This window comes from Actinoplanes sp. NPDC026619 (assembly GCF_040638295.1).
In the GTDB taxonomy this organism is placed as follows: Bacteria; Actinomycetota; Actinomycetes; order Mycobacteriales; family Micromonosporaceae; genus Actinoplanes.
Genome location: NZ_JBEZYA010000012.1, coordinates 236,577 through 261,440 on the forward strand (window position 1 = coordinate 236,577; position 24,864 = coordinate 261,440).

A 24,864-nucleotide genomic window follows, 5' to 3' on the forward strand; every position below is an offset into this window, starting at 1 on the left:
CACCGGCACCCGGAATTGTGACGACGACCACCCGCGCCCGGCTGGTCATCTCACTGGTGAGCCTGATCGCGGTGGTCGCCGGACTGGTCGGCCAGGTCGCCGGCGTGGACACGCTCCGCATCGCCGGGCTGGGTGGCTATCTGCTCTTCGGCGCGGGGGCGGCGCCCTGGGTCCTGTTCCGCGGCCCCGACCTGACCCTGCGCCTCGTGCTGAGCGTGGGCACCTCGCTGAGCGGCCTGATCGTGCTGTCGACGGTCATGCTCCAGCTCGGCGCCTGGCACCCGTGGGTGGCGGCAGCGATCGTCCTCGCGGCGACCGTTCCGCTTCACGTGCTGGGCCTGCGGTCCGCCGTGCGGGAGAACCCGGCGGTGCCGCTCCGGCTTCCGGCGGCTCCGCCCGCCCTGCTGCTGTCGGCGACCGGCGCGATCATCTGCTTCCTCGCCGCGGCCACCCATCGGCACCTCACCCCGGGAATCTGGGGCTTCCTGGTAGAAATCGGTCCGTGGTGGTACGTAGGACTCGGCCTGGTCGTGGCCGGGCTGGCTCTGGCGAGGTCGGCCGGTGAGGCTGTCACGGCGATCGGTGTGCTCCTGCTGATGCTGGTGCTCACCGGCACACCCGGCCTGGTCTACGACGGCCCGCGCCTGCAGGCCGCGGTCAAGCACCTGGAATTCGTCGACCAGATCCGCTCGGCGCATCACCTGAGCTCGACCGTGCCGGTCTACAACGGCTGGCCCGGCTACTTCGCCGCGATGGCCTGGCTGTGCGACGTGACCGGCATCCGGGATTCCACCAACCTGGCCATGGCCTGGCCCGCGCTGATCGGCCTCGGCCGGCTGATCGCCATGCGTTACCTGGCCGGCCAGCTGATCGCCGACCGCTACCAGGCCTGGCTCGCGGTCGCCTTCGCGATCCTGGCGGACACCGTCGGCCAGGATTACTTCTCCCCGCAGTCGGTCGGCTTCGTCCTCGGGCTGATGGTGTTCGGGCTGGCGCTCTCCCCCCTCCCGGCCTGGCCGAAGTTCGCGGCGATGAGCGTGGCCGGCGTCGCGATCAGCGTCACGCACCAGCTCAGCCCATACGCCGTGGGTGGTGTGCTGGCCATCCTGGCGGTGTTCCGGATGATCCGTCCGTGGTGGCTGCCGGCCGCCGTGCTGGCGCCGGCCGGCGGCTGGGCCCTGCTGCACTGGCGTGACCTGGGCAACTTCCTCAACCTGTCGAGCATCGGGAACTCGGACAACTTCAAGCCGCCGGCGACCATGGTCACGCCCGGGCTCAGCCGGCTGGCGGTGGTCCCGATCACCAGCGCCGCGCTGCTGCTCGGCGTCCTGCTCCTCGGTCTGCTCGCCGCAGTCACCCTGTTCCGGCGCCGGCGCGAACGGGCGATCTGGGCGGTGGCGCTGTGCCCGTCGGTCGGCATGGTCATCATCCTGGTCAACCCGTACGGCAACGAGGGCATCTTCCGGGCCACCCTCTTCGGCATCCCGTGGCTGGCCGTGCTGGCGGCCCAGGCGTTCCGCCCGTCGGTGCGGCTGCGCCCGTCGGTGCCGATGCTGGCGACTCTGCTGACCCTGGTCACCACCTTCTCGATCGCCACGTTCGGGATGGACGCCAGCAACGTGGTCTCGCCGCAGGACCGCGAGGCGACCAGGCGGTTCCAGGCGGCCAACACCGGTCCCGGCGACATCAGCTACCTGCTCAATCTCGGCCCCGGTGACGTGCCGAGCTCGCCACCGTCGCAGAGCCGGACGCACATCTCCCTCAAACGCAGCGACTTCGACACCACCGCCTTCGCGCTCAGCGACGGCACGGTGAGCGAGATCGAGGCGAGCGTGACCGACAAGTTCGTCGACTACATCGGCACCGGCACGACCGCCGATCACCTGTACGCGATCTGGTCACCGGTCTCGTCCTACTACGGCGAGGAATACGGCATCCAGACGAAGGCACAATTCGCCGCCTACCGCGACGCGTTCGCCAACTCACCATCCTGGGCGACCGTCTACTCCTCGCACGGGACGGTGCTCTTCCAATACACCGGCAGGCAGTGAACCCGGGTCACTCCTTCCAGGTCACTTCGACGCGGGCGGTGCCGGCCGACGGATCAGCGGCCGGCACCACGATCCAGAACCGCACCGAGGACCGCTGGTCGCCGATGTCGATCGTCCAGTGGCCGTCGCCGTGCGCCGTGTAGCGATGCGTCATGGTCGCCAGGTCGGGCTCGGCCAGCCCCGCCTCCCGGCATTTCTTGATGATCGCTCCATAGGCGATCGTCTGAGCCTGCAACTGGGTGATGCCGCTCCGGGCGGACTTCCTCCGGAGGTACCGCGGCAGGAAATGCTTGAGGCCGTCGTAGGCGGCGTTGCCGACGACCCCGGAGGCGACCGCCGTGCCGACGAAGAGCGCTATGTCGACGGAGGCGGTCTCCCGACGCCCGTTCCGGCCGGTCATCAACAGGCTGGCCAGCACGGCGACGGCGAGCGTGCCGGCGACCACCAGGGCGGAGACCCAGGCGGGGATCTCCGGCGCCCAGGGCATCGCCTCGAGGACCATCTTCGTGCCGATGAAGGCCAGCACCAAGGCCACGCCCGCGTTGAGGTAGATCAGGCGGTCCCACCGGGCGTAGAGCAGGAAGTACAGGTGGCGAAACCCGGACAACGCGAAGACCGTGATCGCCAGAACCAGCCAGGGCACCGTGGTGACGCCGAAGGTCGCCGCGGTCGAATCGAGCGCGAACACCAGATCGGCAAACCCGAACGCCACCACCGCGACCAGCACCGGCCCGCGCTCGCCACCGGCCGGCCCGCCACCACCGGCCGGCCCGTCACCGCCGGACGGCGCCGGGATCGGCACCACCTTCCGGAACCACCGCGCCAGGATGCCCTCCCGGAATTCGTCCTCGTCGTCACTCCGCCGGAGCAGGTGGAAAACCGTGCTCAGCAGAAAGACCCCGAAAACCGCGAGGACCCAGGAGGTGTACGCGATCAGCACGGCGCCCACCGCGATCAGCACCCCGCGCAGGGCCAGAGCCAGCGCGACACCGCTGAACAGCACCCTCGACCGGAGCGGACCGGGCACCGCGGACCGGGCCATGATGACCGCGAAGACCAGGACGCTGTCGAAGGTCAGCGCATAGCCGGCCAGCCAGCCGGTGTAGAACTCGAGCGCCCGAGTGCCGCCGGCCGCCGCCCACACCAGAACGCCGAAGAGCACCGCCGCCGCCGCATGGGCCAGCGCCCAGAGCGCCGACTCCTTGACGGTGGGTTCCCGGGGCATAGAAGCAGGCTAATCAAACGAGAGCGTGGGACAGGCGGCGGATGGCCTCGTCCATCTGGTCGGGTGGGGCGGCGGCGTAGGTCAGGCGCAGGTGTGGGGCTGGAGGCTCGGCCGGGAACCAAGGGCGGCCGGGGAAGACGATCACGCCGGCGGTGGCTGCGGCGTTGGCGGTGGCCACGTCGTCGGCGCCGTCGGGGAGGCGGGCCCACAGGTGCAGGCCGCCGCGCGGGACGGCCGCCGGAACCAAGCTAGGCAGGTGCCGGGACAGGGCGGTCAGCAGGGCCTCGCGGCGGGCGCGCAGGGCGGTGCGCAGGTGCCGCAGGTGGCGGGGCCAGGCGGGGGCGGTGACGAACTCCAGGGTGGCCTGTTGTAGCGGGCCGGCCACGAAGAAGTCGTCCAGCAGGCGGGCGGCGCGCAGCCGGGCGCCGGCCGGGCCGCGGGCGCCGATCGCGGCGATGCGCAGGCCGGGGGCCGCCGACTTGGTCAACGAGCGCAAGTAGATGACGTGGCCGTCGGGGTCGTCGGCGGCCAGCGGGGGCGGGGCGTCGCCGTCGATGGTGAGGTCGCGGGCGTAGTCGTCCTCGATCAGGAAGGCGCCGGCCTCGCGGACCGCGTCGGCCACCGCCCGGCGGCGGTGTGCCGCGAGTGTCGCCCCGCTGGGGTTGGCGTGCAGCGGCTGGCAGTAGAAGAGCCGGGCCGACGTGCGGGCGAACGCGGCGGCCAGTTGGTCCGGGAGCACGCCGTCGGCGTCGGCCGGGACCGGCACGATGCGCAGGCCGGCGGCCCGGGCGGCGGCGAGGGCGCCCAGGTAGGTGGGCGACTCGACGAGCAGCGTGTCGCCGGGGGTGGTGAGCGCCCGCAGCGCCGACGAGAGCGCGGCCTGACCGCCGGGACAGATGACCAGGTCGCCGGCGCGCAGGCCGGTGCCGGACTGCTGGGCGAACCAGGCCCGCAGATCCTCCCGGCCCTCGACCGGGCCGCGCTGCCAGGTGGCCGGCTGCCGGGCCGCCCGGGCCAGCGCCGCCCCGAGCGCGGCGGCCGGCTGGAGGTCGGGGTCGAGGTAACCGCCAGAAAGCGGAATGGCGCCCGCCAGGGGTAACGCGAGTAACGCCGCCATGTCGGCGTCGCCCGGCAGCGCCGCGCCGAGGGCGACGGTCTGCCAGGACAGATCGGGCGGCGCCGGGAGCACCGGGCGGGCGGCCACGAACGTGCCCCGGCCGGGACGGGCCTCGACCACGCCCTGAGCGGCCAGGACTCGGATCGCCTCAGCCACGGTGACCGGCGAGGCCTGATGCCGGGCGGTCAGCGCGCGCACCGACGGCAACTGGCTGCCGGGTGCGGCGGCGGTCGCGAGGCGCCGGAGATCTTGGATAACGCGGTCGGCTGCGTTACCGTCATTCATGAGAAGCAAGAGTAACGCTATCGCGCCGCCGACGGTAACGGCGGGCCTGGCCCTCGGCGCGATCGGCGTGCTGGCGTTCAGCATGTCGCTGCCGGCCACCCGGGTGGCGGTCCAGCAGCTCGACCCGTGGTTCGTCGCGTTCGGCCGGGCGGCCGGGGCGGCCGCGCTGGCCTGGTTCTACCTGCGTGGCGTGCGCGCCGCGGCGCCCACCCGCGACCAGTGGCGGCGGCTGTCGATCGTCGCGCTCGGCGTCGTCGTCGGCTTCCCGCTGTTCACGTCGCTCGCCCTGACCAGCCAGACGTCGGCGCACGGCGCGGTGGTCGTCACCGTGCTGCCGGCGATGACCGCGATCTTCGCGGTGGTGCGCGCCGGCGAACGGCCGCCGCCACTGTTCTGGCTGGCCGGCGGCGCGGGCCTCGCGGTGGTCCTGACGTTCCTGATCGCGACCGGGACGGTGCACGGATCCTTCTCGGTCAACGACCTCTACCTGCTCGCCGCGGTGGTGCTCTGCGGACTCGGGTACGCCGAGGGCGGCGCGCTCGCCCGGGAACTCGGCGGCGCCCGTACCATCTGCTGGGCCTTGCTGGTCGCCCTGCCCGCTACTCTTCCGATCACCGCGTTCGCCGCCTGGTCCCGCCCGCCGCAGGCGAATGCGACCGCCTGGGCCGCCTTCGGCTACCTGACCGTGGTCTCCATGTTCCTGGGCTTCTTCGCCTGGTACGCGGGCCTGGCCAAGGGCGGCATCGCGAAGGTCGGCCAGATCCAGCTCGGCCAGCCGATCCTCACGCTGATCTGGTCGGCGCTGCTGCTCGGCGAGACCGTCACGCCGGCCTCGATCGCGGCCGCGGCCGTCGTGCTGGCCTGCGTAGTGCTGATCCAGCGCGCCCGAACCCTGAACCCGGCCAGCGGCGCGGGGCGTGCCGGCGGCCGGGCGCCGGTCAGCGGCGCAGATCGTGGCGGCGGTGGGTGAGTTTCTCGGCGAGCGCCGCCGGGGCCACTCGCCGGAGCGCGAACACCAGCGGCGCGTTGCTGCCCACGGCGTACCGCTGCCGGGGTTTGTCCGCCTCGATGGCCTTGACGATCGTCTCGGCGACGCGTTCGGCGGAGATGCCGGCCTTCTCGTTGCGGTCGAGGGCGGCGAGCATCGTCTCGAACTGCGGCCGGTGCGGCGAGTCCGCCGAGATGTATTTCGTGCGGCGCTCGCTGATCCCGGTGTTGATCGAGCCGGGCTCGATGGTGGTCAGCCAGACTCCGTACGGCGAATATTCGTGCCGTGCGCCGTTGGCGAAGCCCTTGATCGCCGCCTTGGTGGCCACGTAGGACGACCGGTAGGCGAGCGGGAACGACGCCAGCATCGAGCCGACCATCACGACCCGGCCGTAGCCGCGCTCCCGCATCCCCGGCAGCGCGAGCTGGGCGAGCCGGACCGGCCCGAGCACGTTGACCTGGAAGAGCCGGCGCAGCGCGTCGACCGGCAGCTCCTCGAACGGCCCGGACTGGCTCTCGCCGGCGTTGTTGACCAGGACGTCCACGGTTGCCAGACGCTCCGCCAGGGCCTCGATGGAGTCGTCGTCGGCCAGATCGAGCCGGATCATCTCCACGTCTTTCTCCACGGCGTCCGGCTTGCGGCTGGTGCCGAGCACGCGGTAGCCGCGCGCAGCCAGCAGCGCGGCGGTAGCTTTCCCGATGCCCGACGATGCCCCGGTGACCAGCGCGGTGCGTTCCATGCGGGGCACCCTACCGGCGGGTGCTACCGGCGGGTCAGGGCCTCGACGACCGCCGCCCGATGCGAGCTCCACCAGCGCAGGAACCGGCAACGCCGCACGAAGATGTCGTCGCAGCTGGTGTCGCCGTCGTCGTAATGCCGATCCAGCGGCCACACGTCCGTCGCCAGCACCCACCACCTGCGGTGAGCAGCATCGGCCAGCTCCGCGTCCGACACCTCGATGTGTACGCGATAAGCACGCGCGAACGCCGCCACGCGTTCCAGATCGAGGCCGTCCTGCTCGCCGGTGCTGAACGTGATCGTGGCCGCCCGCACCACCTCCAGTCCGTAGGTGCGCACTCCCAGGCGATCCCAGTCAAGCACCCCGGTGATTCGCCCGTCCTCCCCCAGCAGGTTGAAAGGCTGCAGATCGCCGTGCGTCCACCCGGCCGGCCCGATCGCCCCGCCGGCCGGCCGGTGATCGCCCACCTCGGCCAGAAGCGCCCGCCGCCAGGCGATCACCGGCCGCGCCACCAGGTCGAAGTCGTCGCCCGTCCCGCGCTCCGCGTATCCCGCCAGGGCTGCCGCCGCGTCCGCCGCCCGCACCGGAGTGTCCACGACGGTCCGCGGCACGACCGGGCAGACGCCGGCGAGCCGGAGGTGCAACCGCCCGACCAGGTCCCCGAAGGCGGCGCAGGCGTCCAGGTCGACGTCGCCCTCGCGCGGGTGCGTGCCGGGCAGCCAGTCGAACACCATGTACCAGTCGTCGCCGACCCGCAGCAGCGTGTCCCCGCCGCGGGTGACCCGAGCGATCGGCACCCGGACCCGGAGCTCCGCCACCGACGGCAGCACCCGCTGCACCATCCGCGCCTGCTCCGGCGTCCCGTCCCGCTGAAGCTTGACCGCATAGGTCCCGCTCCCGGTGACGAGCTGCCAGTTCACATTCATGATCCCGGCGGTGGCCCGCCGGAAGCTGACGACCGCCCCGAGACCGAACTCCCGCGCAACGATCTCCGCAACGTCCATCCGGCTCAGTCCCAGAAGCCTTCGTGGACCTTGGTGGCGGAGAGTAGCGGGGCCGGGCCGTCGACGGTGATCTCGCGGCCGCCGCGGGCGAAGACCTCGCGGCAGGGCAGGCGCAGGGGCGGCACGCCCTCCTCCTCCGCGACCATCGTGGCCAGGTCGGCCTCGGACAGGGCGAAGACCACCCGGCCGATGCCGGACCAGTAGATGGCGCCGGCGCACATCGCGCACGGCTCGGTGCTCGTGTAGAGCGCGCTCCCGGTCAGGGTCGCCCGGTCCAGCTTGCCGGCCAGCCGCACCAAGTTGGTCTCCGCGTGGCCGGTGGGGTCGGCGCCGGTGACCACGCTGTTGCGGGCCTCCACGACCTGGCCGTCCGCGGTGACCAGCAGTGCCCCGAAGGGGTGATCGCCCCGCTCGCGGGCCTCCCAGGCGAGCGCCACCGCCCGCTCGAGATAGCCCTGATCCGCCTCCGTGATCGCCATCCGGCACCCCTCTCCATTGATCAACCAAGCCTAGGGTGAGCGCGCCGCAAACCCGTCCGCGGTGATTTGCGGGAGAGCTAGCGTGGGATAATGCCCACAAAAGCGATAAGATGCATCACAACGGTCATCATCACGGCCTCGGCGCTGGCGATCCCCTCGGGGCCGGTGTCGGCCGCCGCGGATCCCAAGCCGCCACGGGCCGCGCTGCTCACCGTGGCCGATCTGCCGGCCGGCTTCCAGCCGGCGGACGAGTTGAACGACGTCCTCGAGCCGGGGCAGCCCGACCCGGCCATCTGCACCAACCCGGTGGCGGTCGGCAGCGTGGTCAACCGGCCGGCGATCACCTCGTACGCCTCGTTCTTCCGCAAGACGGACGGGCTGCTGGTCTACGAGATCCTCATCGGCGCCGGGCCGGACCGGGCCCGGAAACTGGTCGCCGACCTCGGCCGTGCCCCGAAGACCTGCCCTCGGGTTCGCCTCGGCGACCTCACCCTGTCGGTGTCCCGGATGAGCGTCCCTGATCTCGGCGCGCAGGCTTCCGGCGTACTCATCGAAACCGGAGGTGAACCGGCCATCCGGACCCGGCTGATCGTCTTCGCCGAAGGCGGAGTCACCGCCATCGTGATGGCGGTGGGCGCGCAGGACGTCGGGTTGCGCGGCATGCACACGATCGCACTGTCGGCCTCGAGAAAGCTGTCGGCGTCGGGGAAGCTGGCGCCTTCGAATTAGCCTGTCACGATCACCGCCGAGCCGGACATGGACTACACGTGATCTCCGCGACCGCACCCGAGGACCGCTTCCGGCTGATCTATGCCGGCAACTTCGAGCACCTGCTGGCGTACGCGTTGCGGCGCGTCGACCAGCCGGCGGATGCGGCCGATGTGGTCGCGGAGACATTCCTCGTCGCCTGGCGGCGACATCGGGAGATCCCGGAGGGCGGCGAGGCGCGGCTCTGGCTCTACGGGGTGGCCCGGCGGGTGCTTTCCAATCACATACGCGGTGGGGTGCGGCGCGAACGATTAGGCGTACGCCTCCGGCAGCGTCTCGCCGCACCCACCGCTCCCGATCCGGGCAGTGAGGTGCCGGACCGGCTGACCGTGCGGGCCGCCATGGCGCGTCTCGGCGATCTCGACCGGGAGGTGCTGATGCTGACGATCTGGGAGGGCCTCGAACCGCGCGAGGCCGCGGCGGTGCTGGAGGTGAGCCCGGCCGTGGTGCGCACGCGGCTTTCCCGGGCGCGGGCCCGGCTGCGCGAATTGCTCGGTGACGATCTGGGGCCGCCCGGACATGTATTTGACGTCCTGGCAGCACCCGTCCCCGAGGAGGGCAGATGACCGACGAACAGCTGGACCGGGTGATCCGCAACGCCGACCCGTACCGAGCCGAGGTCATCGGGCAACTCGACGGGGCCGGGCAGACCCTTCTCGAGGAGATCATGTCCGAGCCGTCCACTCGTCGCCCGCTGATGCGCCGCCTGGTCACCGCCGTGGCCGCGGCCGCAGTCCTGACCACCGCGCTCGGCGTCACCGCCGTGCTCCGCAACCACCAGTCCGCCCCCTCGTCCGATGCTTCCGGTTCCTCCGGTGCTTCCGCCTCCCCCAGTGAAGAGCCGCAGGTGTCAGCGTCCGGCGCCATCCGCTACTCGGCGATGGTGCTGCAGGCGGCCGAGAAGAACCCGCGCCTGCTGATCAAGGAGTCGGGGTGGAAGGTCGGGAACGTCTACGACTTCGTCGAGCGGGAGGGCTCGATCGAGTTCCACAACGGCGATCGCCGGCTGGAGATGAACTGGTACCGGGCTGAGTACTACGACAGCTACTACAAAGACCGGCTCGACGTGAGCAAGCCCAAGCCGGCGACGGTGGACGGACTGCCCGGCTTCCTGTTCACCTACAGCTACGGCGACTGGGCGATCCAGCTGAAGCCGAACGGCGACAGCTTCGTCGAGCTGCGCTCCAGCGGCACGTGGACGCAGGCCCAGTTCGACCGGACCGTGTCGACCATCAAGCAGGTCGACGTGCAGACGTGGCTGGCCGCGATGCCGCCGGAGGTCGTCACCGCCGACCGGGCCGACGCGGCCGCCGACAAGATCCTGGCGGACGTCCCACTGCCGCCGAACTTCGACCGCGCCAAGGTGGCCGCGCTCGGCACGAACTCGCCGTACCATTTCGGCGCCCTGGTCACCGGCCTGGTCGGCTGCGGCTGGATCGCCGAGTGGGAGCGGGCCCGGAAGGCCGGCGACCAGGCCGCCGTGCGGAAGGCGGCGGACGCGATGAAGAGCAGCCATCACTGGAAGGTGCTCAACGACATGAACGACGGTGGCGACTGGCCCGAGGCGTTCTGGGAGGTCAGCGACAAGATCGCCGCGGGCAAGGACCCGGTCGGTTACCAGGACTGGCTCGGCTGCTCGCGCTGATCGGCCACGGCGGTGGCACGACTCACGGGGGGTCGTGCCACCGCCGCTTGTCATCCGCCGACCGGCAGCCAGGTGCTGTGGTCGGTGAAGTCGACCGGTTTCAGTCCGTCGACGATCTGCCGGACGGTCGCCGGAGACAGCCCACTGGTCCGGGCGTCCACGTCGATGAAGTAGTCGCCCAACACGACCGTGCAGGCCGGCACCGGGTAGCAGTGCACGCCGTCCTTGCCGCGGACGGCGCCGTCCTTGGGCAGACCGCGCATCAGGAGCAGGTGGACGCCGTCCAGCCGCACGTCGACCGGGCCGGGGCCGGGCAGCGGGCCGTCGTAGAGGTACACGTCGGACAGCACGTTGCTGTACTTCGTGGTGGTCTCCTCGGCGGCGACGGTCTGCCAGCCGTCCGGGACGAACGTCATCCGGTACGGCACCTTGACCTCGTGGCTCGCGCCCGGCTTGACCGCGTCGGCGATGCGGATAGCGTCGGCGGTGGAGGCGCTGGTCTCCCGCGCCGCCGGGACGTAGGTGGCCCACGCGCCCGGCTCGTACTGCCACGCGAGTGCCGTCCGGGTAGAGCGGTCCGAGTGCGGCGTCGCGTACGTCATCAGTTTCCCGATGCCCTGTTTGCCGCCGACCGTGACCGCGAAGGCGGGACCGAAGGTCGTGCCGAAGTCCTCGGAGCCGAGCGCGGCCGGATCGAAGACGCCGGGCTGGTAAAACGTGATCGCGCCGTCGGTCAGCGGATAGCTGCGGCCCTGGTCGTCATCCCAGGTCAGGCCGTCGCGGTAGACCGGCAACCGCTGGTACTCGGTGGTCACCTGGCCGATCGGGCCGATCTGGTTCGGGCCGGTGCGGTACTCCCCGAACACCGTGCGGAACTGCGCCGGCAGCGGCGCCGCGGTCAGGATCTGGTTGTCTCCCGGCCCTTTCCCGACGAGCAGCCCGCCGCCGATCGCGGCGAGAGCCACCGCGACCGCCGCCCCGCCGGCCGCCAGGCTCCGGCGCAGCCGGATCCGCCCGGCCCGGCGGATGATGTCATCGGTGCTGGTGAACGGCGGCGGCGGCGTTTGCCGGCCGGATTCCAGCACGTCGCGGACGTGATAGACCATTCTCGTTCCCTTCCGGGTGGGTGATGATGATGTCTTCGGCCGCCAGCACCGTGCGCAGGGTGTCCAGCCCACGCGAGCACTGACTTTTGACGGTGCCGGCACGGCAGCCCAGGATCTCGGCCGTCTCCTCGACGCTGAGGCCCTCGAGGAACCTCAGCACCAGGACGGCGCGTTGCCGGGGCGGCACCTTGCGCAGGGCGCCCCGCAATCGGATCCGCTCGTCGATGTCGCCGGACTGATCCGGGCCGGCCACGTCGGGCATCGCGTCGCCGGCCGGCCGCTCCCGCCGCCAGGGCCGGCGCTTCTCGCCGATCGCCGCCCGCACCACCATCGTCCGGGCGTAGGCCTCCGGCGACGAGACCCGGTCCCAGCGCAGGTAGAGCCGGGCGAGCGCGCCGGCCACCGCGTCCTCCGCGGCCTGCCAGTCCCCGCACGTCATGAACGCCAGCGCCCGCAACGGCTCGAACCGGACCTGGACGAACTCGCGGAAGCCGTCGATGTCTTCGCCATCCACTCGGTAGAGCCCCCTTCGTCGACAGTCAGAGGAGCGGAAGCCTTCCGGAGGTTGCATCCGGCGGCGGTTTTCCTCGGCGGTCGTGGCGCGAACGAGGGAGGCGTCCGACGCGTGACTAGTCTGTGTTCATGACTGCGCCGCGGATCAGGGACGTCGCGGCCGCGGCCGGCGTGTCCTACCAGACGGTGTCGCGGGTGATCAACGACTCGCCGAACGTGCGGCCGGAGACGCGGCAGCACGTCGTCGAGGTGATGGAACGGCTGCAGTACCGGCCCAATCGGGCGGCCCGGGCGCTCGGGCTCGGGCGGGCCCGCGCGATCACCGTGGTCACCGCGAACACGACGCTGTACGGCTACGCGAGCCTGCTGCAGGGCGTCGAGGAGGCCGGGCGGCTGCTGGGCCTGGCCGTCGGCGTCCGCGTGGTGGAGTCCGACTCGGCGGCCGACATCCGGCACGCGGTGGAGTACGTCAGCGATCCCACCGCCGGCAGCGTGGTGGTGGTCGCGTTCGACCCGGCCGGGGCGGGCGTGCTGCGCCTGCTGCCCGGCGACGTGCCGGTGGTGGCGGCGACCGAGGCCGGCGGCCTGCCCGGCAGCGCCCGCCGGATGATCTTCCTGGACGAGCGGCAGGCGGCCGCCGACGCGACCCGGCATCTGCTGCGGCTGGGCCACCGCACGGTGCATCACGTGGCGATCCCGTCCGAGGCGCCGGCGGCCGCGCGGCAGGCCGGGTGGCGCGATGCCCTCGACGAGGCGGCGGTACCGGTGCCCGGGGTGGTCTCGGCCGGCTGGGATTTCCGGTCGGCCTACCTGGCCGGGCAACGCCTGGCCGCGGACGCGTCGGTCACCGCAATTCTGTGCGGCAACGACGACACCGCCCTCGCGGTGCGCCGGGCGTTGTTCGAGGCGGGCCGGGACGTGCCGGGCGAAGTGAGCATCATCGGGTTCGACGACGTGCCGGGCGCCGCCTACTGGACGCCGGCGTTGACCACCGTGCGCATGGACTTCGTGGCGCTGGGCCGGGCCTGCGTCGCCGCCCTCGCCGAGGTGCCGGAGCACGAGCTCGAGGCGCCCCGGCTGATCCTGCGGGAGTCGACCGCACCGCCTCCGTAACAAAACCGTAACGAGCCCTTCTCCTGACCCCGTGTGACCGGTCACACTCATGACCACAGATGTGACCGGTCACATAGATGGAGGTCCATGGTGAAGAAAGAGCTGGCCGTGCTCGCCACCGCGACGCTGATGGGCGCCCTGGCCGCCGCCCCGGCCCAGGCGGCCGCCTCGCAGCTGGTCGTCGACCTGGCCACGAGCACCGGCGCGCTGCGCTACGGCGCCACCGGATTCCTCTACGGCCTCGGCGACGAGGGCATCCCCAACGAGACCATGCTGGCCGCGCTCAAGCCGCAGGTCACCGCGCAGAAGGCGCCCGACGGGCTGCAGCACCCCAACGGCGACGCGCTGAAGATCGCGCCGATGTTCAAGCGGGCCGGCGGCCGCGACATCCAGATCTACCTGCAGGACATCTACCAGGAATGGCCGTACCCGAACCCCGGCATCGCCGACTACCTGGCCAAGGTCGACACGATGACCCGCAAGGTGGTCGCCGACCCGTACCGCAGCTCGTACGTGTACGTGCCCTTCAATGAACCCGACGGCATCTGGTACTCGGGCAATCTGAACGGCCTGCTCGCCGACTGGAAAACCGTGTTCCAGAAGATCCGTTCGATCGACTCGACCGCGCGGATCGCCGGCCCGAACTTCGCCTCCTACCGCTCGGCCGACCTGCGCACCTTCCTCACCTATGCCAAGGCCAACAACGTGCTGCCCGACGTGATGACCTGGCACGAGCTCGGCAACGACTTCTATTCGAGCTGGCAGGACCACTACAACGACTACCGCTCGATCGAGACGTCGCTGGGCGTCAGCGCCCGGCCGATCACCATCAACGAGTACGGGCGGTCCTCCGGCGACCTCGGCGTGCCCGGCAACCTGGTGCAGTTCGTGGCCAAGTTCGAGGCGAGCAAGGTGGACGGCTGCCTCGCCTACTGGACCACCGCCGGCGGCCTCAACGACCTGGTCACCCACAACAACCAGGCGACCGGCGGCTGGTGGCTCTACAAGTGGTACGGCGAGCTGACCGGCAACACCGTCGCGGTCACTCCCCCGTCGGCCGGCGGGTCGTTGCAGGGCGTCGCGGCCCTCGACACGACCAGGAAGCAGGCCCGGGTGATCTTCGGCGGCAACAACCCGGCCGCCGGCACCTACGACACGAACGTCCTGGTCAAGGGCATCCCGTCGAGCCTCGGCACGACCGTGCACGCCACCGTCTGGGGTGTCGACTACTCCGGCCTGAACGCCTCCACCGGCCCCTACGTGGTCAAGGAGGGCGACTTCGCGGCCTCGAGCGGGCAGGTCACGGTGCCGCTGACCGGCCTCAAGGGCCAGTCGGCCTACCAGATCATCGTCACCCCGAACACCGACACCAGCGCCGCGTCGGCCACTCGCTACGAGGCGGAATATGCCGCCCTCGGCGGCACCGCGAAGGTCACCTACGGGAGCAACACCGGCTATTCGGGGACCTACTTCACCGAGGGGTACGGCGCCAGCAGCACCGCGTCGACCAGATTCGTCGTGACCGTGCCGTCGGACGGCTACTACAACCTGAGCCTGCGCTACTCGGCCGGGCCTTACACCGGGGCGCCTGCCGACCGCTCGACGCGAATCCGGATTAACGGATCCGACCTGACGACCCTGGTCCTGCCGGGTACGGCCGACTGGAACACGTGGAAGACCGCCACTACAAAGGTGTTCCTGCCGGCCGGGATCAGCCGGGTCGAATACAACGCCTACGCCACCGATGACCGCGACGCGGTGAACCTCGACTACCTCGATGTCGCCGCCACGAGCGGGACCGTCACAGCTTACGAGGCGGAAAGCGCGACCAACACGCTCAGCGGGGCGGCCTCCGTGGTCAGCGACAGCGCCGCCACCGGCGGCAAGTACGTCGGCTGGATCGGCGCCGGGAGCGGCAACACGCTGCGCTTCAACGGCGTGAACGCGGCCGCGGCCGGGCGCTACCGCATGGTCGTCGGCTACGCCAACGGCGAACTCGGCGACGGCGCCACCAACTACAACAGCAACATCGTCGACCGGTACGCCGAGATCAGCGTCAACGGCGGCCCAGCCAAGAAGGTGTTCTTCCGCAACACACTCGGCTGGTCCAACTACTGGACCACGGTCGTCGACGTCGACCTCACCGCCGGCACCAACACGATCACCTTCGCCAACGCCTCAACCGCCTACGCCCCGAACATCGACCGCATCCAGATCGCCGCCCCCATCGGCTGAGCGCCACCGCCGGCTGAGCTGCCCGCAAGGGCTGAGCTGCCCGCAAGGGCTGAGCTGCCCGCAAGGGCTGAGCTGCCCGCAAGGGCTGAGCTGCCCGCAAGGGCTGACAAGGAGCCTCAGTGAGGTTGGACATCGAGTTGCCGCCCGACGGGCCGGCGGCGATCGGCGGGCAGCCGCTCGTCGAGGTGCTCGCGGCCGGGTTCGGGCGGGCGCACGTCTCCCAGCGCAACGTGCGCACCGCCATCGGCCAGGGCATGCGGCTCATCGGCAGTTCGGAGGGCCGGGACGGCGTCTGGCACGAGCGGCAGATCGACCAGCGGGACGGAGCCAGTGGCCTGCGCAGCCGGATCAGTTTCCGCTGGGCGGACGGGGCCGCGGCCGGCCAGGTGCGGACCACCGTGACCAACGACAGCGACGACCCGATCCTGCTGCTCAGCGTGACGTCATTGGCGCTGGGGCTGGCCTCGGCCGACCCGCCCGGCCGAGCCGAAACGCCCAGCCCGGCCGGGACGCCGGCCGAAACGCCCGGCTCAGCCGGGACGTTGGCTGAAGCGCCCGGCCGGGCCGAGGCGGCTGTCGACCGGCTCGATCTCGTTTCGGGTGACGGTGAATGGCTTGGCGAGGGGCGGTGGAGCCGGCGGCCGTTGCGCGACGGGCTCGTGCCCGATCTCAATCTGCCGTTGCACGGGCAGGACGGGCGGGGACGGATCGCGCGGGTCGCGACCGGCACCTGGTCGACCGGCACGCACCTGCCGGCCGGCGCGCTCGTCGATCGCGAGTCGGGGGCGACCTGGCTGTGGCAGATCGAGCACAACGGGCCGTGGCGGTGGGAGGTGGGCGAGCGGCTCGGCGGCGCCTATCTGGCGCTGCTCGGGCCGACCGACCTCGACCACCAGTGGCAGCAACGGCTGGAACCAGGCGAATCGTTCACCACCGTGCCGGTGTCGATCGCCCGGTCCCCCGGCGGCCTCGACGGGGCGGTCGCAGCGATGACCGCGCACCGGCGGCACCTCGTCCGGCCGCACCCGGCCCCGGCCACGGCCTTGGTCCCGGCCCAGGTGGCGACCACGGCGTCGGTCCCGGCGACGGCGACGGCGACGGTTGTGTTCAACGACTACATGAACACGCTGATGGGTGACCCGACGACGGCGAAGTTGTTGCCGCTCGTCGACGCTGCGGCCGGGGTCGGCGCTGAGGTGTTCTGTGTGGACGCCGGCTGGTACGACAACGACGCCGCCTGGTGGGACAGCGTCGGCGAGTGGCAGCCGTCGCAGACCCGGTTCCCGCGCGGCATCGAGGAGGTCATCGCCCGCATCCGGGGGCACGGCATGGTGGCCGGGCTGTGGCTCGAGCCCGAGGTGATCGGGGTGCGCAGCCCGATGCAGGACAAGCTGCCACCGGCGGCGTTCCTGCAGCGGGGCGGGGTGCGGCTGGTCGAGCACGGCCGCTACCACCTCGACCTGCGGCATCCGGCGGCGGTCGCGCACCTGGACGAGGTGGTCGATCGGCTCGTCGAGCAGTTCGGGGTCGGCTATTTCAAGCTGGACTACAACATCGACCCGGGGGCGGGCACCGATGTCGGCGGGGAAAGCGCCGGCGCGGGGTTGCTCGGGCACAACCGGGCGCACCTCGACTGGCTCGACCGGGTGCTCGACCGGCATCCGGGGTTGATCCTGGAGAACTGCGCCTCCGGCGGGATGCGTGCCGACTACGCGCTGCTCGCCCGAATGCAGTTGCAGTCGACCAGCGACCAGCAGGACTGGCGGCGCTATCCGCCGATCGCGGTGGCCGCGCCGCTGTCGATCCTGCCCGAGCAGGCGGCCAGCTGGGCCTATCCGCAGCCGGAGATGAGCGCCGAAGAGGCCGCGTTCACCCTGGTCACCGGCCTGTCCGGGCGGCTCTACCTGTCCGGGCGGCTGGACGGCATGACCGGGCCGCAACGACAGCACGTGCGGGACGCCGTGGACACCTACCGGGCGATCCGCGACGACGTCGCACGGGCCGTACCGAGCTGGCCACACGGACTGCCCGGCTGGGACGACACCTGGCTGAGCCTCGCGCTGACGGCCGCACCGCTCCCCGAAGCGGCGGGCACGCCGTCGGGCCCGGGAGCTGAACTGACCGGCACGAGGGCCGCGACGCTCCCCGGCGCGGCGGGCACGCCGGCGGGGCCGGGAGCTGAACTGGCCGGCCGGCGCGCGGTCGGCGTCACCTACCTGGCGCTGTGGCGGCGTGGGGGCGGCGCCACTACCACTCTTCGCCTCGACCACCTGCACGGCCGGCCCCTCGCGGTCGACGTGCTCTTTCCCCGTCATCTGCCGGCCTGGACCCACTCGTGGGATCCGGGCGGCGCCACCCTCACCGTCACCGCGACCGGCGACGAAACGCACGCCGCACGGCTCTTCCGGATCACCGCGACCGAAGGATCAGCATGAAACGAATAATCGGTGCCGCCGTCATTGCCCTCCTCGCCGTCTCCGCCTGCAGCGATCCCGGGTCGGGCGACTCGACCGCCGCCGCCGGCAGCACGGAATGGCCCGCTGCCGACACCAAGCTGGACGGGGTGAAGCTCACGATCTGGGCCGCGCAGAACAGCAACACGGTGCCGGCCAAGGTGATCGAGGGATTTCAGAAGGCGACCGGGGCGACGGTTCAGGTCGTCACCATTCCCGACCCCTATGAGCAGGGCATCCAGACCAAGGTGGCGACCGGCGACCAGCCCGACATCGCATTCTGGCAGCCGACCGCGTCGATGCTCACCGCGCTCAACGCCAAATCCAATCTGCAACCGCTCACCGATGCGCCGTGGCTCGGCAAGCTGGATCCGTCGCTGAAGGACATCACCGGCATCCTCGGCGGCACCCGCTATGCGGCGCTGATCACCAGTCCGGCGGTCGAGGGCGTCTATTACAACAAGGAGGTCTTCGCGGCCAACGGGGTCACGGCCACGCCGAAGAACTTCGACGAGATGATCACCCTGGCGCGGTCACTGAAGACCAAGGGCGTGACGCCGTTCTACGAGATGGGCGCCGACCGGTGGGCCACCCAGTGGTGGGTGCAGATTCAGCTGGCCGATGCGGCCAAGAGCGGGCTGTGGGACCGGGTCAACTCCGGCAAGGAGAAGTTCACCGACCCGGCCATTCTCGACGCCATCAAGAAATACCAGTCGCTGATCGGTGAAGGGCTGTTCAACGCCGACATCAAGAAGGCGAAGTTCGAGGACCAGGGCGCGGCGCTGCTGGACGGCAAGGCCGCGATGGTCGTGCAGGTCAACTCGTTCTTCGGGCAACTGCAGGCGAAGGCCGACACCCCCACCTTGGACCAGAAGATCGGCTTCTTCCCGATCGCGCCGTCCGGCAACGTCGGCACGTTCATCCCGGACCAGTCGAACGCCCTCGTCGCGTTCAAGACCGGTGACGCGAAACGGGAAGCGGCGGCCCGGCAGCTGCTCGCCTACTGGATGGGCCCCGGCTACCAGGACTTCGTCACCGACCGCAACACCGTCTCCCTGGAAACCGCGGTCGCGAGCCCGGCCGGCGTGCCGAAAGCCCTGCTCGACGTGCACGCGTCGCTGCCGAGCTCGGTCGGATCGATGCAGGCCCTGGCGGTCGCCAACCCGGATCTCTACCTCAACCTCGCCGACATGATCGCCGGAACCATGACGCCGGAACAGGTCGCGAAAGCCACTCAGGACCAATTCGCCCAGCTCGCCAAGGCCGCCGGTTACTAGCTATGCCCGCGACCGTCGAACTGCCGGCCCCGGTGCGCGTCTCCCCCGCGCCCGGGCCGGCCCCGCGAACCATCCGCCGGCGTACGCATCCGATGTGGTTTCTCTTTCCCGCGTACGCCGTGCTCGTCGTCTTTTTCGTGCTGCCGACGCTGTTCAACTTCGTGTACGCGTTCACCGACTGGTCCGGCTTCAAGAGCGCCATCAACCCGGTCGGATTCGACAACTTCACCGCGCTGGCGAGCGACGGGACGCTGTTCCGGTCGTTGCGGATCACGCTGCTCTACGCCGTACTCGTCGCGGTCTTTCAGAATGTCTTCGGTTTCGGTCTGGCCGTTTTACTCGAACGCGACACCGCTGTCAATCGGATCGCGCGGACGTTCTTTCTGGTGCCGGTGCTGATGTCGGCGCTCGCGGTCGGCTACCTCTTCCAGGCGATGCTCAAGCCGTCCGGGTGGCTGGCCGACACGACCTGGACGCTGCTGGTCGTCTCCCTGATCCACGCCTGGAAGTGGATGGGGCTGTCGATGCTGATCTACCTGGCCGGGCTGAAGACCGTGCCGGAGGACGTGATGGAGGCGGCCCGGATCGACGGGGCGTCGCGGTGGCGGGCGTTCTGGACGATTCGCGCGCCGCTGCTCGCGCCGGCCGTCACGTTCACTGTCGCGACCGCGCTGCTCGGCTCGATGAACGGCTTCGACATCGTGCAGGCCACCACCGGCGGCGGGCCGGCGCGGACCACCGAGATCCTCAACATCTTCATCTACCGGACCTTCGGGCAGGGGCTGTTCGCCCAGGCCACGACGATGAGCCTGGTGCTGTTCCTGCTGGTGGCGCTGCTCGCGTTCCCGGTCATCTACCTCTTGCGGCGACGGGAGCAGATCCTATGAGTGACCTGCCTATCTGGCGGCGGCTCCAGCCGTACGTCAGCGTGCTCCTGGTTCTGCTGTTGATCGGTGCGCCGCTGTGGCTCGTCGTCGTCACCGCCGGGAAGTCGCAGGGTGAGGCGATCAACCCGAACTTCGCGCTGCCGTCTAGGTGGCATCTGGTCGACAACGTGCGGCAGGTATGGGTGGACGCCCAGGTGCCGGCCGCTTTTCTCGGCAGCATGTTAATCGTGGTTCCCACTGTGCTGCTGGTTCTGCTGCTCGGGTCGATGGCCGCCTGGGTGCTCGCCCGCCGCACGTCGAAGCTGATGGCGGTGCTCTACGCGGTCGGCATCAGCGGCATCATTCTGCCACCGGCCGTCGTCACCGTCGTGCTGCTGCTGCGGCAGCTCGGGCTGGCCGGCACCGCGGTCGGCATGATCGCCGTCTACCTCGGCATCTACCTGTCCACGGTGATCTTCTTCGTGACCGGGTTCGTCCGCACCATCCCCGAGTCGCTCGAGGAGGCCGCCCAGATCGACGGGGCCGGGCCGATGCTGGTCTTCCGCCGCATCGTGCTGCCCCTGCTGCGGCCGGTGCTGGCCACCGCCACGATCCTGATCTGCCTGTACGTGTGGAACGACGTGTTCTACGCGTTCTTCGTGGTCGGCGGCCGGCTCGACACGCTGCCGCTGAACCTGTTCCGGGTGGCGAGCGCCGGTCTCTATCTCAACAACTGGCACCTGATCTTCGCGTACGTGATCATGATGAGTCTTCCGCTGGTCGTGGTGTTCGCCATCGCCCAGCGGAAGATCATCTCGGGTATCACCGGTGGCGCGGTGAAGTGATCAGCCGCGCCATTTCTCGACCCGGGCGGCGGCGCGGGTGCCCAGCGTGACCGTGTCGCCCTTCTCCGCCCCACCGGACTCCCAGCCGGTGTTGCTCACGAACGCGATCGTGTCGCCGTGCCGCACCGCCGCCCAGAACACCTGGTGGATCTGGTTGTCGATCGGCTCGCCGGCGTCGTCGGTGGCCGGCCTGGTCCGCTCGATCAGCTCCGAGTCGTCGCCGCCACCGATCGGGCCGCGCAGGAAGTTCTTCACCGTCACGCCGACGTCGTCCTTCTCCGAGGCGCAGCTCTTCACGGCCGCCCGCAGGTCGGACATGAACTCGGTCGCGCCGTCGCCCCGGTAGACGATCACGTCCTCGTAGACGGCGGACTTCGGCGTGGAGCCTTCGGTGTCGCCCTTGCTCTGAATCAGGAGCAGCTGGGTTCCGCGTACACCAACCTGGTCTTTCTGCTCGAAGCTCGTCTTGCAGAAAGCCGGCAGCGAGTGATCGGCGGCCTTGGGCTGGTCGCGCGCCTTTTCCGGCGCGTCGGCCGCCTGCAGGAAGGCGCTCGCCGGAACGTCCGCCGGAATGCTCTTCGTCCCGGTCGCGGCCGGCTCGGCGCTCACCGTCGGCGGCGTCGGCGTCTCGGCGGCCACGGAGGGCGATGCGAACAGCGGTTCGGTCGGATCACTGGTCGTGCATCCGGCGACGAAAAGCGCCGTCATTCCCCCGGTCAACCAGAGCATCGATCGATTCATGCCGGTAATGATGCTCGATCATGTCGAGCCGCAAACACGTCCGCGGCGGCGGCGACGAACGCGACCGCGACGAACGCGATGGTCACCCAGAGAGAGGTACGGAAGGCCTGCACCCAGTCGCCGCCATGATGCGCGAGGCGGTTGAAGAAGACCGAACCGACCGCGGCGATGCCGATCGCGGTGCCGATGCGCTGGCCGGTCTGCAGAACCGCGCCCGCGCTGCCGGCCCGCCGCACCGGGACCTCGGCGAGGGTGAGCGTCTGGTTCGGGCTGATGACCAGGCCGCTGCCGAGACCGGCAATCAACAGGGGTACGGCGGTGGCCCAGCCCCCGTGATCGACGACCAGGTCGGTGCCGACGAGGCCGGCGATCACCGCGATCAGCCCGATCACGACCAGTGGGCGGCCGTAGCGGTTGACCACCCGGCCGCCGATCGCCGACGCCGCCGCGGAGCCCAGGGCGAACGGGGTCACCGCCAGGCCCGCTTCCAGGGCGGAGTAGTGCAGGCCGCTCTGCAGCAGCAGGGTGAACGTGAAGAAGATCGAGGTGAAGCCGCCGAAGTAGAGCAGCCCGATGATCGCGCCCAGGCCGTAGGACCGGTGCTGGAACAGCGACAGGTCGACCAGCGGCGCCCCCTTCAGGTGACGCTCCCACGCCACGAAACCGGCCAGCACGATCGCCGCGGCCACCACGAGCAGCCACTTCGCCTGGCCGTGCCACTCCCGCTCCTGCACCAGCGGCAGGAGCAGCAGGATCACGCCGGCGCCGAGCAGCACAACGCCGACCGGATCGAGGCCCTCCCGTTCCTTCTCCTCTTCGGCCCGGCCCGGAATCCACTTGGTGCCCAGCGCGATCGCGGCCAGGCCGATCGGCACGTTGATGTAGAAGATCCAGCGCCAGCCCTCCGCGGCGCCGAAGATCTGGATCAGCAGACCGCCGAGCAGCGGGCCCACTGCGGTGGAGATGCCGATCGTGGCGCCCAGCAGGCCGAACGGGCGGCCCCGCTCCTTCGGCTCGAACAGCTGCTGGATCAGGCCGGACACCTGCGGATTGACCACGCCGGCCGCGGCGCCCTGCACCAGGCGGGCGATAACCAGCCAGGTCGCCGTGGTGGCCAGGCCGGCCGCCGCGCTGGCCAGGGTGAAGACGGCCAGCCCGGCGATGAACACGTTGCGCCGGCCGCGGGCGTCACCGAACCGGCCGGCCGGAACCAGCAGCAGCCCGAACGTGAGCGCGTACCCGGACAGCACCCACTGCAGCTCGCTGGAGCTCAGATGCAGGTCGTCGCGGATCGACGGCAGGGCGACGTTGACGATGCTCACGTCGAGGAGAGTCATGAAGCCGGCCACGAGCGCGACCGTCATCGCGTGCCAGCGGTTCACCTGTGTCACCGCCGGGCTGTTCCCCCTGCTTATGCCGCCAAACCCTGGATGTGGGCGGCGGCACGGGCGTGCCGGGCGAGGATGTCGGTGGTGTTGCCCGCCGTGAGCATCCCCTGCTCGACCAGGATCTTCCCGGCCACCACGGTGTGCCGGGCCGCGGTCGGGCCACACCGCAGCCAGGCCTCGATCGGGTCGGTCAGGGCGCCGGCATAGGCGAGCCCTTCCAGCGACCAGCACACCAGGTCGCCGGCCGCGCCCACGGTCAGCTCACCCAGCTCGCCCTGCCGCCCGAGACAGGCGGCGCCGCCGCGGGTGGCCATGTCGAGGACCTCGCGGGCGGTCATCCCGGTCGGCCCCTTCCGCTGGCGGCCCAGCAGCAGCGCGGTGCGGGCCTCCAGCCACAGCGACGCCGAGTCGGTCGACGCCGAGCCGTCGCAGCCCAGCCCCACGTTCACCCCCGCCGCGCGGAACTCCCGCACCGGCGCGAACCCGCCCCCGCCGATCAGCATGTTCGAGCTCGGGCAGTGCGCCACACCGACGCCGGCCGCACCGAGCCGGGCGATCTCCGCGTCGCTGGGGTAGATGCAGTGCGCCACCCATGACCGGTCGGTCAGCCAGCCCACCTCCTCGAACTGCTCGATCGGGCGGCGGCCGAACCGCTCCATGCAGTAGGTGTCCTCGTCCGGGTCCTCGGCCAGGTGGGTGTGCAGCCGGACGTCGAGGCGCTCGGCCAGTTCGGCGGCGCGTTTCATCAGCTCCGGGCTGACGCTGAACGGCGAGCAGGGCGCGATCGCGACCCGCACCAGGGCGCCCCAGTTCGGGTCGTGGTGCTGCCCGATGAGCCGCTCGCAGTCGGCAAGGATCTCGTCCTCGTCCTGCACGACGCTGTCCGGCGGCAGCCCGCCGTCCTTCTGCGAGACGCTCATCGACCCCCGCGTCGGGTGAAACCGCATGCCGAGCTCGCGGGCCGCGGCGATCTCGGCCGACCAGAGGTCACCGCCGCCCTTGGGCGCGACGTAGAGGTGGTCGGTCGTGGTGGTGCAGCCGCCGAGCGCCAACTCGGCCAGCCCGACCCAGGCCGAGAGGTACGAGGCCTCCTCGTCGAGCCGGCTCCACAGCGGGTAGAGCCCGGTGAGCCACTCGAAGAGCGTCCCGTTGACGACCGGCCGATAGGAGCGGGTCAGGTTCTGATAGATGTGGTGATGCGTGTTGATCAGCCCCGGCGTGACCAGGCACCCGCCGGCGTCGAGCACCCGTCGCGCTGCCGGCGGCGCCTCGGCCGAGCCGCCGACTCCGCTGATCAGCCCGCCGGTGACGGCGACCCACCCACCCGGGATCTCCCGCCCACCCTCGTCAGCGGTGGCCACCAGCAGGGCATTGCGTACGAGCAGGTCAGCGGCTTGTTCCACGGCGTCCTCACGATCTTGGTGCGGCGATTGCCCGACCAATGTCGCATCCGCGCGTTACCAACAGATCGTCACCTGCGCTCCACCAGCTCGACGAGCACGCCCCCGGCGTCCCGCGGGTGGATGAAGTTGACCCGGCAGCCCCCGGTGCCCGGCCGGTGCGTCTCGTGCAGCAGCTCGATGCCGCGCCCGCGCAGCGCGGCCGCGGCGGCGTCGAGGTCGGTCACCGCGTACGCGATCTGCTGCATGCCCGGCCCGCGCTTGGCCAGGAACCGGCCGATCGGACCATCGTCGCCGAGCGGGGCGAGCAGCTGGATCTGCGCGCCGTCGCCGGCCTCGATCATGGCTTCCCGGACGCCCTGCTCCTCGTTGACCTCGATGGTGGTGCAGCGCATGCCGAAGGCGCGCTCGTAGAACGCGATGGCCTCATCGAGGTCGGGCACGGCGATGCCGACATGGTCGACACCGGTCACCCTCCACTGGCTGTCGTCGGACACGATCAACTCCTCTCGCGGAGCTCGAATGTGTCAGCCGGTCCGCCGCCGGGGCAACCCCCCGAAACCGTGCGTTTGGAGCGCCTTTAGCGCGAACCTGGATCCTCGGACCCGACGCCGTCGATCACCCGG

Annotated in this window: 22 protein-coding genes; 11 read left to right on the forward strand and 11 right to left on the reverse strand. The window is 70.8% G+C overall.

Features of this window, described 5'->3' with window-relative positions; translation table 11 throughout:
* Positions 1-17 precede the first annotated feature (17 nt).
* A complete protein-coding gene (locus tag AB0E90_RS26055) occupies positions 18-2,051 on the forward strand; it encodes a hypothetical protein (protein ID WP_360410763.1) in 2,034 nt (677 codons plus the stop codon).
* 7 nt (positions 2,052-2,058) lie between these two features.
* Here AB0E90_RS26055 and AB0E90_RS26060 read toward each other — a convergent pair whose 3' ends face one another.
* Together AB0E90_RS26060 and AB0E90_RS26065 are read right to left on the reverse strand one after the other, a co-directional pair.
* The gene (locus AB0E90_RS26060; protein ID WP_360410766.1) at positions 2,059-3,276 is read right to left on the reverse strand and encodes a TerC family protein; all 1,218 of its coding nucleotides are present in this window, start codon (positions 3,274-3,276) and stop codon (positions 2,059-2,061) included.
* Positions 3,277-3,289: 13 nt separating this feature from the next.
* Positions 3,290-4,678 (reverse strand): PLP-dependent aminotransferase family protein, encoded by a 1,389-nt coding sequence (locus AB0E90_RS26065; RefSeq protein ID WP_360410769.1) that lies wholly within the window; start codon positions 4,676-4,678, stop codon positions 3,290-3,292.
* Between AB0E90_RS26065 and AB0E90_RS26070 the strand changes: the two genes are divergently transcribed.
* Positions 4,677-5,648: a DMT family transporter gene (locus AB0E90_RS26070; RefSeq protein WP_360410772.1), complete on the forward strand. Its 972-nt coding sequence runs from the start codon at positions 4,677-4,679 to the stop codon at positions 5,646-5,648. The two genes, AB0E90_RS26065 and AB0E90_RS26070, sit on opposite strands and share 2 nt — an antisense overlap.
* Here the strand turns inward: AB0E90_RS26070 and AB0E90_RS26075 are convergent.
* Genes AB0E90_RS26075 through AB0E90_RS26085 form a run of 3 tightly spaced genes read right to left on the reverse strand, consistent with a single transcriptional unit; the run spans position 5,617 to position 7,888 of the window.
* The gene (locus AB0E90_RS26075) at positions 5,617-6,405 is read right to left on the reverse strand and encodes an SDR family oxidoreductase (RefSeq protein WP_360410775.1); all 789 of its coding nucleotides are present in this window, start codon (positions 6,403-6,405) and stop codon (positions 5,617-5,619) included. The two genes, AB0E90_RS26070 and AB0E90_RS26075, sit on opposite strands and share 32 nt — an antisense overlap.
* Positions 6,406-6,428: 23 nt before the next feature.
* Entirely contained in the window at positions 6,429-7,409 is a 981-nt protein-coding gene (locus AB0E90_RS26080; RefSeq protein WP_360410778.1) for a phosphotransferase, read from the reverse strand.
* Between the two features lie 5 nt (positions 7,410-7,414).
* Complete coding sequence (locus tag AB0E90_RS26085) at positions 7,415-7,888, reverse strand: nucleoside deaminase (RefSeq protein ID WP_360410781.1); 474 nt, start codon at positions 7,886-7,888, stop codon at positions 7,415-7,417.
* Positions 7,889-7,978: 90 nt separating this feature from the next.
* Between AB0E90_RS26085 and AB0E90_RS26090 the strand changes: the two genes are divergently transcribed.
* Genes AB0E90_RS26090 through AB0E90_RS26100 form a run of 3 tightly spaced genes read left to right on the forward strand, consistent with a single transcriptional unit; the run spans position 7,979 to position 10,301 of the window.
* Positions 7,979-8,617 (forward strand): hypothetical protein, encoded by a 639-nt coding sequence (locus AB0E90_RS26090; protein WP_360410784.1) that lies wholly within the window; start codon positions 7,979-7,981, stop codon positions 8,615-8,617.
* Positions 8,618-8,655: 38 nt separating this feature from the next.
* Positions 8,656-9,222: an RNA polymerase sigma factor gene (locus tag AB0E90_RS26095; protein WP_360410787.1), complete on the forward strand. Its 567-nt coding sequence runs from the start codon at positions 8,656-8,658 to the stop codon at positions 9,220-9,222.
* Entirely contained in the window at positions 9,219-10,301 is a 1,083-nt protein-coding gene (locus AB0E90_RS26100; RefSeq protein ID WP_360410790.1) for a hypothetical protein, read from the forward strand. The genes AB0E90_RS26095 and AB0E90_RS26100 overlap by 4 nt, the downstream gene beginning before the upstream one ends.
* A 50-nt stretch (positions 10,302-10,351) precedes the next feature.
* On the opposite strand, the gene AB0E90_RS26105 is transcribed toward AB0E90_RS26100, so the two are convergent.
* Complete coding sequence (locus AB0E90_RS26105) at positions 10,352-11,407, reverse strand: hypothetical protein (RefSeq protein ID WP_360410793.1); 1,056 nt, start codon at positions 11,405-11,407, stop codon at positions 10,352-10,354.
* Complete coding sequence (locus tag AB0E90_RS26110; RefSeq protein WP_360410796.1) at positions 11,334-11,921, reverse strand: SigE family RNA polymerase sigma factor; 588 nt, start codon at positions 11,919-11,921, stop codon at positions 11,334-11,336. The genes AB0E90_RS26105 and AB0E90_RS26110 overlap by 74 nt, the downstream gene beginning before the upstream one ends.
* Positions 11,922-12,049: 128 nt before the next feature.
* Here AB0E90_RS26110 and AB0E90_RS26115 point away from each other — a divergent pair, with 128 nt between their 5' ends.
* The 6 genes from AB0E90_RS26115 (at position 12,050) to AB0E90_RS26140 (ending at position 20,709) form a co-directional block, all read left to right on the forward strand.
* Positions 12,050-13,033: a LacI family DNA-binding transcriptional regulator gene (locus AB0E90_RS26115; protein WP_360410800.1), complete on the forward strand. Its 984-nt coding sequence runs from the start codon at positions 12,050-12,052 to the stop codon at positions 13,031-13,033.
* An 87-nt stretch (positions 13,034-13,120) separates the two neighbouring features.
* Positions 13,121-15,268 carry a carbohydrate-binding protein gene (locus AB0E90_RS26120; RefSeq protein WP_360410803.1) on the forward strand — a complete coding sequence of 716 codons (2,148 nt, stop codon included), beginning with the start codon at positions 13,121-13,123 and terminating at the stop codon, positions 15,266-15,268.
* A 119-nt stretch (positions 15,269-15,387) separates the two neighbouring features.
* Positions 15,388-17,703 carry a glycoside hydrolase family 36 protein gene (locus AB0E90_RS26125; protein ID WP_360410806.1) on the forward strand — a complete coding sequence of 772 codons (2,316 nt, stop codon included), beginning with the start codon at positions 15,388-15,390 and terminating at the stop codon, positions 17,701-17,703.
* On the forward strand, positions 17,700-18,998 hold the full coding sequence (locus AB0E90_RS26130) for an extracellular solute-binding protein (protein WP_360410809.1): 1,299 nt from the start codon (positions 17,700-17,702) through the stop codon (positions 18,996-18,998). Before AB0E90_RS26125 ends, AB0E90_RS26130 begins: the two co-directional genes overlap by 4 nt.
* 2 nt (positions 18,999-19,000) lie before the next feature.
* Positions 19,001-19,885, forward strand: a complete 885-nt coding sequence (locus AB0E90_RS26135; RefSeq protein WP_360410813.1) for a sugar ABC transporter permease — start codon at positions 19,001-19,003, stop codon at positions 19,883-19,885.
* Entirely contained in the window at positions 19,882-20,709 is an 828-nt protein-coding gene (locus AB0E90_RS26140; protein WP_360410816.1) for a carbohydrate ABC transporter permease, read from the forward strand. Before AB0E90_RS26135 ends, AB0E90_RS26140 begins: the two co-directional genes overlap by 4 nt.
* Here AB0E90_RS26140 and AB0E90_RS26145 read toward each other — a convergent pair whose 3' ends face one another.
* The 4 genes from AB0E90_RS26145 to mce all read right to left on the reverse strand — a co-directional run bounded on the left by AB0E90_RS26145 (position 20,710) and on the right by mce (position 24,735).
* Positions 20,710-21,450, reverse strand: a complete 741-nt coding sequence (locus tag AB0E90_RS26145; RefSeq protein WP_360410819.1) for a hypothetical protein — start codon at positions 21,448-21,450, stop codon at positions 20,710-20,712.
* Positions 21,447-22,814, reverse strand: coding sequence for an MFS transporter (locus AB0E90_RS26150; RefSeq protein WP_360410919.1), 1,368 nt, complete (start codon positions 22,812-22,814; stop codon positions 21,447-21,449). Before AB0E90_RS26150 ends, AB0E90_RS26145 begins: the two co-directional genes overlap by 4 nt.
* Positions 22,815-22,861: 47 nt before the next feature.
* Positions 22,862-24,241 carry an 8-oxoguanine deaminase gene (locus AB0E90_RS26155; protein ID WP_360410822.1) on the reverse strand — a complete coding sequence of 460 codons (1,380 nt, stop codon included), beginning with the start codon at positions 24,239-24,241 and terminating at the stop codon, positions 22,862-22,864.
* Positions 24,242-24,309: 68 nt separating this feature from the next.
* Positions 24,310-24,735: a methylmalonyl-CoA epimerase gene (mce, locus tag AB0E90_RS26160; protein WP_360410825.1), complete on the reverse strand. Its 426-nt coding sequence runs from the start codon at positions 24,733-24,735 to the stop codon at positions 24,310-24,312.
* Positions 24,736-24,864 lie beyond the last annotated feature (129 nt).

What these genes read in the sequence shown, in the direction of transcription:
- AB0E90_RS26060 (WP_360410766.1), bottom strand. Translation starts at nt 3,276, where the DNA reads ATGCCCCGGGAACCCACCGTCAAGGAGTCGGCGCTCTGGGCGCTGGCC.
- AB0E90_RS26075 (WP_360410775.1), bottom strand. Translation starts at nt 6,405, where the DNA reads ATGGAACGCACCGCGCTGGTCACCGGGGCATCGTCGGGCATCGGGAAA.
- AB0E90_RS26090 (WP_360410784.1), top strand. Translation starts at nt 7,979, where the DNA reads ATGCCCACAAAAGCGATAAGATGCATCACAACGGTCATCATCACGGCC.
- AB0E90_RS26070 (WP_360410772.1), top strand. Translation starts at nt 4,677, where the DNA reads ATGAGAAGCAAGAGTAACGCTATCGCGCCGCCGACGGTAACGGCGGGC.
- AB0E90_RS26105 (WP_360410793.1), bottom strand. Translation starts at nt 11,407, where the DNA reads ATGGTCTATCACGTCCGCGACGTGCTGGAATCCGGCCGGCAAACGCCG.
- AB0E90_RS26065 (WP_360410769.1), bottom strand. Translation starts at nt 4,678, where the DNA reads ATGAATGACGGTAACGCAGCCGACCGCGTTATCCAAGATCTCCGGCGC.
- AB0E90_RS26080 (WP_360410778.1), bottom strand. Translation starts at nt 7,409, where the DNA reads ATGGACGTTGCGGAGATCGTTGCGCGGGAGTTCGGTCTCGGGGCGGTC.
- AB0E90_RS26150 (WP_360410919.1), bottom strand. Translation starts at nt 22,814, where the DNA reads ATGACGGTCGCGCTCGTGGCCGGCTTCATGACTCTCCTCGACGTGAGC.
- AB0E90_RS26140 (WP_360410816.1), top strand. Translation starts at nt 19,882, where the DNA reads ATGAGTGACCTGCCTATCTGGCGGCGGCTCCAGCCGTACGTCAGCGTG.
- AB0E90_RS26115 (WP_360410800.1), top strand. Translation starts at nt 12,050, where the DNA reads ATGACTGCGCCGCGGATCAGGGACGTCGCGGCCGCGGCCGGCGTGTCC.
- AB0E90_RS26135 (WP_360410813.1), top strand. Translation starts at nt 19,001, where the DNA reads ATGCCCGCGACCGTCGAACTGCCGGCCCCGGTGCGCGTCTCCCCCGCG.
- AB0E90_RS26120 (WP_360410803.1), top strand. Translation starts at nt 13,121, where the DNA reads ATGGTGAAGAAAGAGCTGGCCGTGCTCGCCACCGCGACGCTGATGGGC.
- AB0E90_RS26085 (WP_360410781.1), bottom strand. Translation starts at nt 7,888, where the DNA reads ATGGCGATCACGGAGGCGGATCAGGGCTATCTCGAGCGGGCGGTGGCG.
- AB0E90_RS26100 (WP_360410790.1), top strand. Translation starts at nt 9,219, where the DNA reads ATGACCGACGAACAGCTGGACCGGGTGATCCGCAACGCCGACCCGTAC.
- AB0E90_RS26130 (WP_360410809.1), top strand. Translation starts at nt 17,700, where the DNA reads ATGAAACGAATAATCGGTGCCGCCGTCATTGCCCTCCTCGCCGTCTCC.
- AB0E90_RS26145 (WP_360410819.1), bottom strand. Translation starts at nt 21,450, where the DNA reads ATGAATCGATCGATGCTCTGGTTGACCGGGGGAATGACGGCGCTTTTC.